This is a genomic window from Flagellimonas sp. MMG031 (genome assembly GCF_040112705.1).
In the GTDB taxonomy this organism is placed as follows: Bacteria; Bacteroidota; Bacteroidia; order Flavobacteriales; family Flavobacteriaceae; genus Flagellimonas.
This window is the reverse complement of sequence record NZ_CP157804.1, coordinates 3458181-3472916: the sequence shown is the minus strand read 5'-3', so window position 1 is coordinate 3472916 and position 14736 is coordinate 3458181. Positions and strand designations below refer to the sequence as shown.

The 14736-nt window shown below is 44.6% G+C and carries 13 protein-coding genes and 1 pseudogene; 9 read left to right on the top strand and 5 right to left on the bottom strand.

What is annotated here, in order from left to right; genetic code table 11:
* Positions 1 to 13: 13 nt before the first annotated feature.
* The 6 genes from ABNE31_RS15780 (at position 14) to pyrF (ending at position 4994) form a co-directional block, all read left to right on the top strand.
* On the top strand, positions 14 to 451 hold the full coding sequence (locus tag ABNE31_RS15780) for a thioredoxin family protein (RefSeq protein WP_349351817.1): 438 nt from the start codon (positions 14 to 16) through the stop codon (positions 449 to 451).
* Positions 448 to 1443 carry an FAD:protein FMN transferase gene (locus ABNE31_RS15775; RefSeq protein WP_349351816.1) on the top strand — a complete coding sequence of 332 codons (996 nt, stop codon included), beginning with the start codon at positions 448 to 450 and terminating at the stop codon, positions 1441 to 1443. The genes ABNE31_RS15780 and ABNE31_RS15775 overlap by 4 nt, the downstream gene beginning before the upstream one ends.
* Positions 1444 to 1455: 12 nt before the next feature.
* On the top strand, positions 1456 to 1665 hold the full coding sequence (locus ABNE31_RS15770) for a DUF4266 domain-containing protein (protein WP_179384272.1): 210 nt from the start codon (positions 1456 to 1458) through the stop codon (positions 1663 to 1665).
* A 29-nt stretch (positions 1666 to 1694) separates the two neighbouring features.
* Positions 1695 to 2990, top strand: coding sequence for a DUF3570 domain-containing protein (locus ABNE31_RS15765; RefSeq protein ID WP_349351815.1), 1296 nt, complete (start codon positions 1695 to 1697; stop codon positions 2988 to 2990).
* A 69-nt stretch (positions 2991 to 3059) separates the two neighbouring features.
* A complete protein-coding gene (gene prfA, locus ABNE31_RS15760) occupies positions 3060 to 4136 on the top strand; it encodes a peptide chain release factor 1 (RefSeq protein WP_179384270.1) in 1077 nt (358 codons plus the stop codon).
* A gap of 36 nt (positions 4137 to 4172) precedes the next feature.
* On the top strand, positions 4173 to 4994 hold the full coding sequence (gene pyrF / locus ABNE31_RS15755) for an orotidine-5'-phosphate decarboxylase (RefSeq protein WP_349351814.1): 822 nt from the start codon (positions 4173 to 4175) through the stop codon (positions 4992 to 4994).
* 8 nt (positions 4995 to 5002) lie between these two features.
* On the opposite strand, the gene ABNE31_RS15750 is transcribed toward pyrF, so the two are convergent.
* Positions 5003 to 5194: a hypothetical protein gene (locus tag ABNE31_RS15750; RefSeq protein WP_179384268.1), complete on the bottom strand. Its 192-nt coding sequence runs from the start codon at positions 5192 to 5194 to the stop codon at positions 5003 to 5005.
* Positions 5195 to 5426: 232 nt separating this feature from the next.
* Here ABNE31_RS15750 and ABNE31_RS15745 point away from each other — a divergent pair, with 232 nt between their 5' ends.
* On the top strand, positions 5427 to 5918 hold the full coding sequence (locus tag ABNE31_RS15745) for a hypothetical protein (protein WP_349351813.1): 492 nt from the start codon (positions 5427 to 5429) through the stop codon (positions 5916 to 5918).
* Between the two features lie 185 nt (positions 5919 to 6103).
* Here the strand turns inward: ABNE31_RS15745 and ABNE31_RS15740 are convergent, their stop codons facing one another.
* From ABNE31_RS15740 to purU, 3 genes are all read right to left on the bottom strand, one after another.
* On the bottom strand, positions 6104 to 6808 hold the full coding sequence (locus ABNE31_RS15740; RefSeq protein ID WP_293284420.1) for a DUF4197 domain-containing protein: 705 nt from the start codon (positions 6806 to 6808) through the stop codon (positions 6104 to 6106).
* A 122-nt stretch (positions 6809 to 6930) separates the two neighbouring features.
* Positions 6931 to 9222 carry a glycoside hydrolase family 65 protein gene (locus tag ABNE31_RS15735; protein ID WP_349351812.1) on the bottom strand — a complete coding sequence of 764 codons (2292 nt, stop codon included), beginning with the start codon at positions 9220 to 9222 and terminating at the stop codon, positions 6931 to 6933.
* A 52-nt stretch (positions 9223 to 9274) separates the two neighbouring features.
* The gene (purU, locus tag ABNE31_RS15730; RefSeq protein WP_349351811.1) at positions 9275 to 10123 is read right to left on the bottom strand and encodes a formyltetrahydrofolate deformylase; all 849 of its coding nucleotides are present in this window, start codon (positions 10121 to 10123) and stop codon (positions 9275 to 9277) included.
* Between the two features lie 142 nt (positions 10124 to 10265).
* Between purU and ABNE31_RS15725 the strand changes: the two are divergent.
* Positions 10266 to 13723 (top strand): annotated as a pseudogene (locus ABNE31_RS15725) (methylmalonyl-CoA mutase family protein).
* A 16-nt stretch (positions 13724 to 13739) separates the two neighbouring features.
* On the opposite strand, the gene ABNE31_RS15720 reads toward ABNE31_RS15725, so the two are convergent.
* On the bottom strand, positions 13740 to 14132 hold the full coding sequence (locus tag ABNE31_RS15720) for a hypothetical protein (protein WP_179384262.1): 393 nt from the start codon (positions 14130 to 14132) through the stop codon (positions 13740 to 13742).
* A 121-nt stretch (positions 14133 to 14253) separates the two neighbouring features.
* On the opposite strand from ABNE31_RS15720, the gene ABNE31_RS15715 reads away from it, so the two are divergent.
* Positions 14254 to 14706, top strand: a complete 453-nt coding sequence (locus tag ABNE31_RS15715; protein WP_179384261.1) for an Lrp/AsnC family transcriptional regulator — start codon at positions 14254 to 14256, stop codon at positions 14704 to 14706.
* The last annotated feature ends 30 nt before the right edge of the window (positions 14707 to 14736 follow it).

Sequence of the window (14736 nt, the reverse complement as noted above, 5' to 3'; positions counted from 1 at the left end):
AATCCCAAATCGAATGAAAAATATCATCTATATACTACTACTTTGCTTTTCCGGCCTGCTTCAAGCACAACAATGGGAAGAAAGTTTTGATGCGGCCCTTGCCAAAGCGTCGGCCGAAGAGAAACCGATTGTTCTTGTGTTTTCGGGTTCGGATTGGTGTGCTCCTTGCATCCGTTTAAAGCGACATATTTTTGACAGCGATGAGTTTAAGGCCTACGCTTCGGAACATTATGTGATGTACGATGCCGATTTCCCTCGGAAGAAGCAGAACAAACTGCCCGAGGAAAAGATGAACGTAAACAAATCCCTAGCTGAAAAATATAACCCAAAGGGTTATTTTCCGTTGGTGGTGGTGATGGACAAAAATCAGAAAGTCTTGGGAACCACCGGCTTTGTGGCCCGAACCAGTCCCGAAAAGTATATCAAGACCCTTAACAAGTTCATCCAATGAAGACCCTACTTGTCTTGACCTGCAGTCTGTGTTGCCTGCTGTCGTTCGGGCAGTCGAGGCAAACGGATGTGACGGTAAAAAAGACCTTGAAATTGATGGGGACCCGGTTTGAGATTACCGTCGTGGCACCCAACGAGGAAATAGGGTACATCAACATTGACGAAGCTGTTTCCGAAATTGAACGTATCGAAAGGGTCATTTCATCATGGGATGAAAAATCAGAAACCTCCTTGATCAACAAAAATGCCGGTATTAAACCTGTAAAGGTGAGTCGGGAACTGTTTAATTTGATAGAACGGGCAATCAAAATATCAGAAATCACCGATGGGGCCTTCGATATCACCTATGCTTCCATGGACCAAATCTGGAAGTTTGATGGGAGCATGGACAAAAAGCCCACGGCTGACGAAATCAAAAACTCTGTGGCGAAGGTGGGGTATCAAAAACTGGTTTTGGATGTCGAAAACGCAACCGTATTTCTTCCCGAAAAAGGCATGAAAATCGGATTTGGAGCCATCGGCAAAGGCTATGCCGCCGATAAGGCTAAAGATCTATTGGTTTCCAAAGAGGTCAAAGGAGGAATCATCAATGCTTCTGGTGATCTTACTACTTGGGGAACCAAAGTCACAGGCGAAAAATGGTTGGTGGGCATCGCCAATCCGCTCAGTAAGGATAAAGTGTTCAGTTGGCTGCCTGTTGTGGAGTCCTCTGTGGCCACATCCGGGAATTATGAAAAGTATATTATCATCGACGGGGAAAAATACTCCCATATTATCGACCCAAGAACGGGGTACCCCACCAAGGGCATCAATAGTGTATCCATTTTTGCGAAGCAAGCCGAGCTGTGCGATGCCTTGGCCACCGCTGTCTTTACCATGGGCCGCGATGTTGGTCTGCATATGATCAATCAAATTGATGGGGTAGAGGCCGTCATTGTGGATTCGGAAAATAAAGTTCATCGAAGTTCGGGCATCCTGTTCGATACGAATTAGTACATTTAGCTCATGCAAAAACTCTTTTGGTTTATCATACTTCTGATTGGTCTCAATTCCTGCGTTGTCGTTCGGGAATACGACAAGGTGTACGTGAACGATGAGGAGATGCAATTGAGTGCAAGGCCGTGCGAGCGGTTCGAGACCAATTTTCATATTTATAGGGAGGCATCCGCTGGTGCCAACGGAGGCAAAACAGGTGGGGGATGCGGATGCAATTAATACAAAGCAGCAATCGATCTAACAGCCCAATGACCGAATTATCCAAATCCATAAAAACCATTTTTCTTTTCTTCTTCTTGATGAAGGCAGGTATGGGCTGGTCACAGCAGAGCAATACCTCTTATAAACGAAGAGTTCTAGAAGCTAGTGAAGTTGACTTGTTGTTCAGTTATTACAATCAGGATGGGCAAAATGCAGCCGTTACCGGCGGTGAGGGCACGGAGGAGTTGACGGATGCCACTTCGAGCATCGTGCTTCGCATGCCTATGAACGAAGACGATATCTTAACGGTAGATGTGGGTCTTTCTGCCTATACTTCAGCATCTTCCAGTAACGTCAATCCTTTGGATGGCGGCGTGGATGTGAGCCCGTTTGATGCCTCTTCGGGCGAATCGCGCAAGGATGTGCTGGCTTATATCAACCCAACTTACGAGCACAGTTCCGATGACCGCAATACCATTTGGAGCGTCAATGGCTATTTTTCATCTGAGTACGATTATGTTTCGATTGGATTTGGTGGCAGTTTTACCAAATTGTTCAATGAAAAGAATACGGAAATCACCCTAAGCGGTCGTGTGTTTCTGGACAAATGGAATTCGCAATACCCCATAGAGCTGCGCAACGGTTTTTTTGATGATCGAATCACTGGAAATGGGACCTATCAACCCATTTTTTCGGAATTTGAAAATGAAAACAGAAACTCCTATTCACTTTCGTTGAGTTTCAGCCAAATATTGACGCCAAAATTGCAGGGAGCACTATTTATGGATGTAGTTTCGCAGAATGGTCTGTTGAGCACGCCCTTCCAGCGGGTCTATTTTTCGGATTTTGAGGATTTTTTTATCGATGAGTTCCAATTGGCGGACAATGTGGAGCAATTGCCCGAAAGCCGTTTCAAACTACCTGTGGGTGGGCGGTTGAACTATTATCTGAACGATTTGGTGATACTGCGTTCCTACTACCGTTTTTATTGGGACGATTGGGGAGTTCAGTCGCACACAGCGAGTTTGGAGGCGCCGATTAAGCTTACGGATAAGTTTACGCTGTTTCCCACCTATCGATACTATACCCAAACAGCTGCCGATTATTTCTATCCAAAAGAAGAGGCCTTCTCTACCTTCGAGTTTTATACGTCCGATTACGATTTGTCCAACTATGATGCGCATCAATATGGAATGGGAGTACAGTACAAGGACATTTTTACCAGCACCCGGGTGCTCAGCTTTGGGTTAAAGACCATCAACATGCGCTTTAGTCAATACGACCGTAGCGATGGTCTCAATGCCTTTATCGTTACCTTGGGGACTACTTTTGTTGGTAACTGATACCTAGGATTTAAAAAATAATCCAACTAAAAAATCGTAAATTCGCATTCCTATTAGGAGGATTGATTTATGCTAGACAAACTCAACATTGTAAAACAACGTTTTGATGAGGTTTCGGACCTGATCATACAACCCGATATTATTGCGGACCAAAAACGGTACGTAAAACTCAACAAAGAATATAAGGACCTTAAAGTACTCAGCGAAAAGCGGGATGAGTACATTACCCTTACCAATAATATTCAAGAGGCCGAAGAAATCATTGCCGATGGCAGCGATGCCGAAATGGTGGAAATGGCCAAAATGCAATTGGACGAGGCAAAAAGCGCCCTGCCCCAATTGGAGGAGGAAATCAAATTCCTTTTGATTCCCAAAGATCCTGAAGATGCCAAGAACGTGGTTATGGAAATCCGTGCAGGTACAGGTGGAGACGAAGCCAGTATTTTTGCCGGAGACTTATTCCGCATGTATACCAAATACTGTGAATCCAAAGGGTGGAAGACCAATGTAATCGATTTGAGCGAAGGAACCAGTGGTGGTTATAAGGAAATCCATTTCGAGGTGAATGGGGAAGATGTGTACGGTACCCTCAAGTTTGAGGCGGGCGTACACCGTGTGCAACGCGTGCCACAGACCGAAACCCAAGGTAGGGTGCACACCAGCGCCGCTACCGTAATGGTAATTCCAGAAGCGGAAGAATTTGATGTGCAAATAGACCCCAAAGATGTTCGGATTGATTATTTCTGTTCGTCCGGACCGGGTGGGCAGTCGGTGAACACTACGTACTCGGCGGTGCGATTGACGCACGAACCAACAGGGATTGTTGCGCAATGTCAGGATGAAAAATCACAGCACAAAAACAAGGATAAAGCCTTTAAGGTACTTCGTGCCCGTTTGTACGATATGGAATTGGCCAAAAAGCAGGCCGAAGATGCAGCCAAACGGAATTCCCAAGTGAGCAGTGGCGACCGTTCGGCCAAAATCCGCACCTACAATTATCCGCAGGGTAGGGTAACCGACCACCGAATCGGGCTTACGCTTTATGATTTGCAGAATATCATCAATGGGGATATTCAAAAAATCATTGATGAGCTGATGTTGGTAGAGAACACCGAAAAACTCAAGGAAGCTTCCGAGATATTCTAATGTATTAAAACCAAGAACGGTCGAGAAACCACCAAAATGAAGATAACAGATTTAATTGCCCAAATACGTCAAAAAAAATCGTTTCTCTGTGTAGGTCTTGATACTGACTTGGATAAAACCCCGAAGCATTTGCTGGGGGAGGAAGACCCCATTTTTGCGTTCAATAAGGCCATTATTGATGCTACGCATCCGTACTGTGTGGCCTATAAGCCCAATATCGCTTTTTATGAAGCCTATGGGTTGGAAGGATGGAAATCCTTGGAACGGACCATGGAGTATATCAATCTAAACCACCCGGAAATCTTTACCATTGCCGATGCAAAACGAGGGGATATCGGGAATACCTCTACCCGCTATGCCAAAGCATTTTTTGATACCATGGATTTTGATTCCATCACCATTGCACCTTACATGGGCAAAGATTCGGTAGAACCTTTTCTAGCATTTGAGGATAGGCATACCATTTTATTGGCATTGACTTCTAACCAGGGGGCTTTTGATTTTCAGACCAAAAATGTGGGTGGACAGGAACTCTACAAAGAAGTATTGTCTGTCTCTAAAACGTACAAAGGCGCTGAGCGATTAATGTATGTGGTGGGGGCCACCAAAGCCGATTATTTGGCGGATATCAGAAAAATTGTTCCAGAAAGCTTTTTGTTGGTGCCCGGAGTGGGTGCGCAAGGCGGAAGTTTACAAGAGGTATGCAAGTATGGAATCACCAAGAATGTAGGTTTATTGGTGAATTCTTCCAGAGGAATTATCTATGCATCAAATGGGACTGACTTTGCGGAAATCGCTGCAAAAAAGGCACAGGAAATTCAGCAGCAAATGGAAATTGAGCTGGATAAATTAGGATAGCCCTCAAACTAAAGACTTTCCAATACTTTTTTAATGCCCTGCGCTTTTCTTTTAAAGAATTCGCCCAATTGGGAATCCTTACCGGAAACACTCGCAGCCTTTTCCATAAAATTGTTGTGCATCACTTCCAAAACGGAGGTGGCATGACTTAAACCGGTGATGGGCGTTACCGTTCCCACTTTACAATACTGATTATTCATAGCTCTTAAGATTTGTTACTTCCAAAGATACGTTCAAATCGGGCTTGTGGACTATGGGTGAAGACGCTATACAGCTATAAATCAGGTAATTTATCTAAAATTTAACGAATCGGCCTTAATCCTATCGAAGGCATTACATTGGGTTAGGATAAAATTAACGTACCTTTAAAAGGAGTCGAATAATTACTAAGGCATCCTTATGTTTAGATTATGGGTCATTTTAGCGTTGTTTTTGTCAACACTGATGACTGCCCAAAACTCGGATAGTTGCCCCTGTTGCACTGAAAATCATAGGGCTTTTGATTTTTGGATAGGGGAATGGGAGGTCGTTAACGCCAAAGATGGTTCTCCAGCCGGAACGAGTCGTATCTCAAAGGAAGAAAACGGTTGTGTTATCCGTGAACATTGGACCAGTGCTAAAGCTGGATATACTGGAACGAGTCTCAATTTTTATAATGCTGAAAGGGATACGTGGGAACAGACGTGGGTAGATAATACCGGTGCAGTGCTGAAATTAAGCGGAAACCGAAAAGGAAATAAAATGATTTTGTCCTCAGATGAGTTTACCAAAGCTGACGGGAAAACCTATACCAACAGAATTACATGGATAAACAACCCGGATGGAACAGTGAGGCAATTATGGGAGGTACTTGACGAAAAAGGAGCGGTCTCCGTTGCTTTTGATGGCCTGTATCGTCCGATGCAGAAAACAAAAAACCGGTGATGGTACACCGGTTTTTAAACTAACTAACTCAAAAAAATGCTAACTCAGATAACTTGTACAAAATTCAAGTTTAACCTTCAGCTCAAGGTTAATTTAACTTTAGGGTTTTGTTATAATTATTCTTGAATCTTGAAATTATAACGCTTTAGTTTTAAAGTTATTACATTTTTCTGAAAAAATTATGATTAATCTTGTAGAGCGAACACTTTTTTTAACAAATCTGTTGTTCTGGACGAAACTTTTGTCCTAATTTCCTTTTCTTCCACCGCTATCATAGCATAAACACCTTCCAGCGCTTCATTGGTGGTGTAGTCCGTTAGGTCGGGGTTTACATCATTGGTTAAGGGTAGGTTGTTGTATTTGGTGATGATGTTGCTCCAAATCTGGTCTGCACCTACTTTTTGGAACGATTGCTTGATAATGGGATTGAATTTATTGTACAGCTGGGTTTTAGTGGCCTGCTGCAAATATTGGGTGGCGGCATTATCGTTCCCCAGTAGAATTTGCCTGGCGTCGTTGAACGTGATGCCTTTCACAGCCTCTACAAAAATCGGGGTCGCCTCCCCAACGGCATCCTCTGCGGCCCTGTTGATGATGCGCAGCCCCTCGTCGGCCAAACTCGACAATCCAATATCACGTAGCGTTTTGTCTACCTTTTGCAATTCTTCGGGGAGCAAGATTTTTACCAGCTCGTTCTTAAAAAAACCGTTTTCTAGCGCCAATTTATTGACCTGTTTGTCAATGCCCATATTCAAGGCTTCCCGCAGACCTTGGGCTATCTGTTCGTTGCCAATGCCCGATGTTCCTTGGGGCAATTGGTTTACGACCTGTTGCAGTTCGGCGCAGCTCATTAGCAGCAGCACAACGGCACTTAGGATTATTTTCTTCATGGTTTTGTGTTTAAAATTGATATGAAAATAGGTGTAATGCTCCATAAATCGATGATTTATGAAGCATTTTAGATGAACTTCTTCCTTGGGAAAACCAAGCGTTGTGTTTCCTTAGCCCATTTTTAGGACCCAGAGAGCGTTTTCGGCTTGCCATTCAGCATGATTTCGAGGTCCGCTCCTCCATCAATCGTAAACGTTGTTTCTTTTTGACTGACGTTCACTTTAATGACTCTGTTCCTAAAATTGATTTTAAAGGAATAGGACTCCCATTGTTGCGGTATTTGTGGTGTGAAGCACAAGGTTCCATTCTGGATGCGCATTCCGCCAAAGCCTTCCACAATACTCATCCAAGTACCCGCCATGGAAGTGATGTGCAGTCCTTCTTCCACCTCTTTATTGTAGTCGTCCAAATCTAAACGTGAAGTGCGCAGGTAAAAGGTATATGCCTGCTCCATTCTGCCCAGCTTTGCTGCTTGTATGGCGTGTACGCAGGGCGATAAGGATGATTCGTGAACCGTAAACGATTCATAGAAATCAAAATGTTTCTCCAGCTCGGCATCCGTAAAATGGTCCTCAAAAAAGTAAAAGCCCTGCAAGGTATCAGCCTGTTTAATATATGGCGAACGTAGGATGCGGTCCCAGCTCCAATGTTGGTTGATGGGTCGTTCTTTTTTGTCCAAATTGGCCACCCGCACCAAATCCTTGTCCAAGAAGCCATCTTGTTGCAGGTATACGCCATGTTCCTCTGAATATGGGAAGTACATGTGGGCCACAATTTTTTTCCAAAGTCCGGTTTCGTCATTGCTTAATTGGGTTTTGTCCATGACCCTCTTGTAATCGGATGGGTAGTTTTGTTGTACCTGCTCCAATTGCTCCAAAGCATATTCCAAGCACCATTTGGCCAGATAGTTGGTGTACCAGTTATTATTGACGTTGTTTTCGTACTCATTGGGTCCTGTTACACCTAGCATCACGTACTTTTTTCGATGTTCGGACCAGTTGACTCGCTGTTGCCAAAAACGTGCAATACCAATCAAAACCTCCAATCCCATTTCGGGAATGTAGCTTTGGTCGTTGGTGAAACGTGTGTAATTAAAAATGGCATAGGCAATGGCACCGTTCCTGTGGATTTCCTCAAAGGTGATTTCCCATTCGTTGTGGCACTCTTCGCCGTTCATCGTTACCATGGGATAAAGAGCTGCCCCCTTGGTAAAGCCCAGTTTTTCGGCATTTTCAATGGCCTTTTCCAAATGGTTGTAGCGGTACTTCAGCAACTTACGGGCAACCTCCTGATTTTTGGTGGCCATATAAAACGGCAGACAGTACGCCTCGGTATCCCAATAGGTGCTACCGCCATATTTTTCGCCCGTAAACCCTTTGGGTCCAATATTCAAACGGGAATCGGTACCGGTATAGGTTTGGTTCAACTGGAAAATATTGAAACGGATACCTTGTTGTGCCTTAACGTCACCTTCAATGGTGATATCGCTCATTTCCCAAACTTCGCCCCATGCTTTCTTTTGGGCGTCCAAGAGTCCCTCAAACCCTAGCTTGGAGGCTGCATCAAGAACATGGTTGGCCGCTTCGGTCAGTTTTTGGGCATCGTGGTTTCTATCTACCGTATACCCTCCAAATTTGACCAAACTTACGCCCTCTCCCTTTTTTACGTTTTGGGAAAACTCAAACCCAATGGAAAGCTCTCCCTTATGCAGTTGGTCGGGAGTTGTTTTGGTATGCTCTCCATACACCAAGTGGGCCTGCATAAAAGTGCACACATTAAAATGGGTTTTCATGGTGTGAGATTCCACAAATGCCCGGTTTTTTTCCGATGTAATCTGTGTAGTGTTCCAAAATTTATCGTCCCAGTTGCTGTCCTCGTTGGTGATGCCAGCGTCCAGATAAGGCTTAAAGGTGATATCGGCATCGGTGTTCAATGGTGTTACCTCGTAGTGTATCGCCCCCAGTTCATCATGGGAAAGACTTAAAAATCGGGTGGCTACCACTTTGATTTCAACATCATTGGCCGTAGTGGCTTCAAAATCCCTTCGGTACCAACCTTCCTTCATGTTGAGTTCCCGCCTAAATTTTTTTACGTTTTTGCACTTGGCCAAATCCAGCGGCTCACCATCAACCAGTACATCAATACCGATCCAATTGGGAGCGTTCAATACCTTGGCAAAATATTCGGGATAGCCATTTTTCCACCACCCAACGCGGGTTTTGTCAGGATAATAGACCCCTCCGATATAGCTCCCTTGGAATGTGGGGCCGGAATAGGATTCTTCAAAATTGGCACGTTGTCCCATGGCGCCATTTCCGATACTGAAAAGACTTTCCGAAGATTTAACGCGTTCCTTGTCGAAACCTTCTTCGATGAGACTCCATGCATTCGGTTGTATATAATCTTGATTCATGTAAGAATTTGGTGTTAATTGTTGATATTAAGATACATAATCTTTGATTCGATTATGAAAAAATAACGGTTTTGTTATTGTAGACCATTGTTTTGCGGGCTACGTGAAGCTGCACCGCACGGGAAAGTACAATGCGCTCCAAATCCCTGCCCTTGGCGATGAAATCCTTCACGGAATGGGTGTGCGAAACGGCCGTAACATCCTGCTCAATAATGGGTCCTTCGTCCAAGTCTTCCGTTACGTAATGACTGGTGGCGCCAATGATTTTTACCCCTCGCTCAAATGCAGCGTGGTAGGGTTTAGCGCCCGCAAAGGCCGGTAAGAACGAATGGTGAATATTAATGATTTTTTGCGGAAAAACGTCAATCACCTTTGGTGATACAATTTGCATGTATCTGGCCAAAACGATAAAGTCTGCTCCATATTCAGCCAACAATTCCAATTGTTTATCCTCAGCTTCGGCTTTGTTTTCCTTGGTCACCGGAACATGAAAATACGGAATGTCGAATTGATGGGCCACATACTCCAAATCCTTGTGGTTGCTCAAAATAAAGGGAACTTCTACGGCTAGCTCTCCAGAATTGTATCGGCTGAGCAAATCATAAAGGCAATGGTTGTATTTGGAAACGAAAATGGCCATTTTTGGTTTGTACCCATCCGTGTAAGCGTCCCATTCCATTTGAAACCGTGTTGCCAGTTCTTGACCAAAATCCTCCTTGAATTGAGTCAGGTCGATTTCCTGTTCGAACTCGCTTTTCAAACGCATAAAAAATACCCCGGCCTGTTTGTCCACATGTTGGTCCAAATACACTACATTTCCTTGTTGTTGATGGACGAAAGTGGTCACCGAACGAATGATTCCCGATTGGTCGGGACAATGAATGAGAATGGTCAGTTTCATGGGTTAGGTTTTAGTGAGTAAAATTATGGTATTCAAAAAAGGAAGCCCAAACATTTACTATTTTTTGTACAATCTTAATCAAAATCAATTTTCAATTGCATTTTCCGTAAATTGCAGAGCAAAATTACATCCTTTATTAACGATGGAACAAATTAAAGCCTACACACCCAAACATAAAATACGTATTGTAACCGCAGCTTCCCTGTTCGATGGCCACGATGCAGCCATCAATATTATGCGGCGAATCATACAGGCCACTGGGGTCGAAGTGATTCATTTGGGGCATGATAGAAGCGTTTCCGAAGTGGTCGATTGTGCCATTCAGGAGGATGCCAATGCCATTGCGATGACCTCGTACCAAGGAGGGCACAACGAGTATTTTAGGTACATGTTCGATTTGTTGAAGGAGCGGGGTGCAGGCCATATCAAAATATTTGGTGGCGGAGGCGGAGTTATACTTCCGGAAGAAATCAAGGAATTGATGGAGTATGGCATTGAGCGCATTTATTCGCCCGATGATGGAAGGGAAATGGGTCTTCAGGGAATGATCAATGATCTGGTGGAACGTTGCGATACTGCTGTCCCAGATTTGACCTTCCCAAAGGGAAGAAGTCTGGAGCAGGAATTGTCCGCCAAGCACCCCAACACCTTGGCGCGCCTGATTTCCTTGGCAGAAAATCGTCATGATGCCTTTGAGCAGTTTGCATCAACCATCCAAAAAGAACAAGACAATGTCCCTGTACTTGGGATTACGGGTACTGGAGGTGCTGGAAAATCCAGTCTCGTGGACGAATTGGTCCGAAGATTCTTGATGGATTTCCCCGACAAGCATATTGGTATTGTTTCCGTAGATCCTTCCAAACGAAAAACAGGAGGTGCACTTTTGGGCGACCGTATTCGTATGAACGCGATCAATAATGAGCGGGTGTACATGCGATCGTTGGCGACCCGACAGTCCAATTTGGCCCTTTCCAAGCATGTGTCCGAAGCGGTGCAGGTGCTCAAGGCGGCAAAATACGACCTTATTATCTTGGAAACCTCGGGCATAGGGCAGTCCGACACCGAAATTTTGGAGCACAGCGATGTATCCCTGTATGTGATGACGCCCGAGTTTGGTGCGGCAACCCAATTGGAAAAAATTGATATGCTGGATTTTGCGGACATCGTGGCTATTAACAAGTTTGATAAAAGGGGCGCTTTGGATGCCCTTCGTGATGTAAAAAAGCAATATGCCCGTAACCATGGATTATGGCATGCCAATGAGGATGAGCTTCCCATTTTCGGGACCATCGCTTCGCAGTTCAACGACCCCGGCATGAACAGTCTTTATAAAAAAGTGATGGATACCTTGGTGGAAAAGGCAGGTGCCCAACTGCAGTCCACTCTCGAGGTGACCCAAGAAATGACCGAAAAGATCTATGTGATTCCGCCGTCGCGGACCAGATATCTGTCGGAAATTGCAGAGAACAATAGAAATTATGACGCTAAGGCCAGGGAGGAATCCAAAACGGCCCAAAAGCTTTATGGGGTATTTATGACCCTGTCCTCCGTTTTGGGAATGGAGCAAGAGCAGGCGGAGGAAGCTTTCTTGGATAAATCGGGATTGAACGAGGAAAACATTAAATCCCATCTCAAAAATGAGGAATCCAAAGAATTGGTCAATCTTTTGATCAAGGAATTTGATCGCATCAAAATGCACTTGAACCCACTGTACTGGGAGGCCATCATCAAGTGGCGGGAAAAGGTGAGCCGTTATGCGGCCGAGGTGTATTCCTTTAAGGTGCGGGACAAAGAAGTCAAAATTAAAACCCATACCGAATCCCTTTCGCATAGTCAAATCCCGAAAGTTGCCTTGCCCAAATACAAGGCGTGGGGCGATATTTTGCTATGGATCTTACAAGAGAACGTGCCGGGTGAATTTCCCTACACCGCTGGACTGTACCCGTTTAAACGGGAAGGAGAAGACCCCACCCGAATGTTTGCTGGAGAGGGTGGACCGGAACGGACCAATCGACGTTTTCATTATGTAAGCATGGATATGCCAGCCAAACGGTTGTCCACAGCATTTGATTCAGTGACGCTCTACGGGAACGACCCAGACCACCGCCCAGATATCTACGGAAAAATTGGAAATGCAGGGGTGAGCATTTGCTGTTTGGATGATGCCAAGAAACTATATTCCGGATTTGATCTGAGCAGTCCAATGACTTCGGTGAGTATGACCATTAATGGTCCGGCGCCCATGTTGCTGGCCTTTTTTATGAATGCTGCGATTGACCAAAATTGTGAAAAATACATCAAGGCACACGGATTAGAGAACGAGGTCCAGAAAAAAATAAAGTCGATTTTTAAGGCGAAGGATGCAGAAGCACCCTCCTATTATGGAGACTTGCCCCAAGGGAACGACGGTCTGGGGTTGATGCTTTTGGGTGTTACGGGGGACCAAGTGCTGCCCAAGGAGGTGTACGAAGATATCAAGGCCAAGACCTTGAACCAGGTTCGGGGGACGGTTCAGGCCGATATTTTGAAGGAGGACCAAGCGCAGAACACCTGTATTTTCTCTACGGAGTTTGCCTTAAGGTTAATGGGGGATGTGCAGGAGTATTTCATCGAACAACAGGTACGTAATTTTTATTCCGTTTCCATTTCAGGATACCACATTGCCGAAGCAGGTGCCAATCCAATAACGCAATTGGCGTTTACGCTGTCCAACGGTTTTACCTATGTGGAATATTATTTGAGCAGGGGAATGGACATCAACAAGTTTGGACCCAATCTTTCCTTTTTCTTTTCGAACGGGGTGGATCCGAATATGCAGTCATCGGTCGGGTGGCGAGACGTATTTGGTCCAAAGCCCTCAAAGAAAAGTACGGTGCCAATCCTAGGGCGCAGATGCTCAAATACCACATCCAAACCTCGGGAAGAAGTTTGCATGCCCAAGAAATCGATTTCAACGATATCCGAACCACGCTCCAAGCGTTGTACGCCATCTACGATAATTGCAACTCCTTGCATACCAATGCGTATGACGAGGCCATCACTACCCCCACGGAGGAATCTGTCCGCAGGGCCATGGCCATTCAATTGATCATCAACAAGGAATTGGGCTTGGCCAAAAACGAAAACCCGATTCAGGGCTCGTTTATCATTGAGGAATTGACCGATTTGGTCGAGGAGGCTGTACTGATGGAATTTGATAGGATTACGGAACGCGGTGGTGTTTTGGGAGCTATGGAAACTATGTACCAACGTTCCAAAATCCAAGAAGAAAGTTTGCATTATGAGACGTTGAAGCATTCTGGGGAATACCCCATCATTGGGGTCAATACCTTTTTGAGTTCCAAAGGCTCACCGACCATTCTGCCAGCAGAAGTCATCCGGGCTACGGAAACCGAAAAGCAAAATCAAATTAAGACACTGGAAAACCTGCACAAACGGGAAGCCAGCAAAGCCGAAAAGCAGTTGAAGGAGTTGCAAGAGGTCGCCATCAACAATGAAAATATCTTTGAAAAATTAATGGAGGCAGCGAAATACTGTTCGTTGGGACAGATTACGGAAGCCTTGTTCCAAGTAGGGGGTCAATACCGAAGAAATATGTAGAGACGATCAATCGGTTTTATGGATGGAGGGATTTCCTCCATTTTTTAAAGTACACCCTAAAGATGCGGATCTCTTTTCTAAGGAGATTGAGGTATTCCTTTTCTTTGACCCCATCCCTTTCCAATCCGTTGCAATAGGCCAAGATGTTTCGGGTCATGATGTTCACGTAAGAAAGACTTTTCATCCGAACGGAAGGACAGCTGCTCAGTGCGGCCTGTTCCACTTCTTTGGTGATGAGGTCGGCATCGGCCAACAGTGAGCGGGAAATATCGTCCCGAAAGGAGTCGATTTTGCGAAAGGATAGAATTTCCCGGTTTTGGGTAAAGTAAGCAGCGACCGCTTCGCTCATATCACGAAGGGCCAAAGATCTACGATATACACCTAAGGAGTTTAGAGAATTTCTCTCCATTTTTCAAAGCAATTTAGTATCCTAAAATTACGCACGATTTAAATTTTCTTACTTTTGTTAATAAAGCTAAAGTTTGATTTTACTTTTGAAAGCAAAATAATACAGCTCAATTACTTTAAAAATGAAGATAGATGATTTGAATTGGCAAATACTGCATCATTTGCAGCAGAATGCAAGGGAATCGTTTGCCAATATTGGGAGAAAAGTAGGGCTTACGCCACCAGCGGTTGCGGAGCGGGTCAAAAAAATGGAAGATTTGGGCATTGTAGAAGGTTACCGTGCCAACATTTCATACGTGGAGGCCGGATATCAGTTCAAGGCCATCATCATGCTGCGTGCCTTTATGGGAAAGCTCAAACCCTTTTTGGATAAGGTAAAAACGTTTCAGGAGGTCGTAAATTGCTACAGGATCACGGGTAACGAAAATATCATCATGGAGGTGGTGTTGCGGGATCAGTCGCACCTGGAAAAATTTATTGATGAGCTTATCGTCTACGGGGAGTGCCGCACCCATATTGTGCTATCCAATGTTGTTGGGAATGCCCCCATCAAAAAAAGCAAATCAGTGAAGTAGATGTCATTTTAATTTGATAATTTCAGAGTA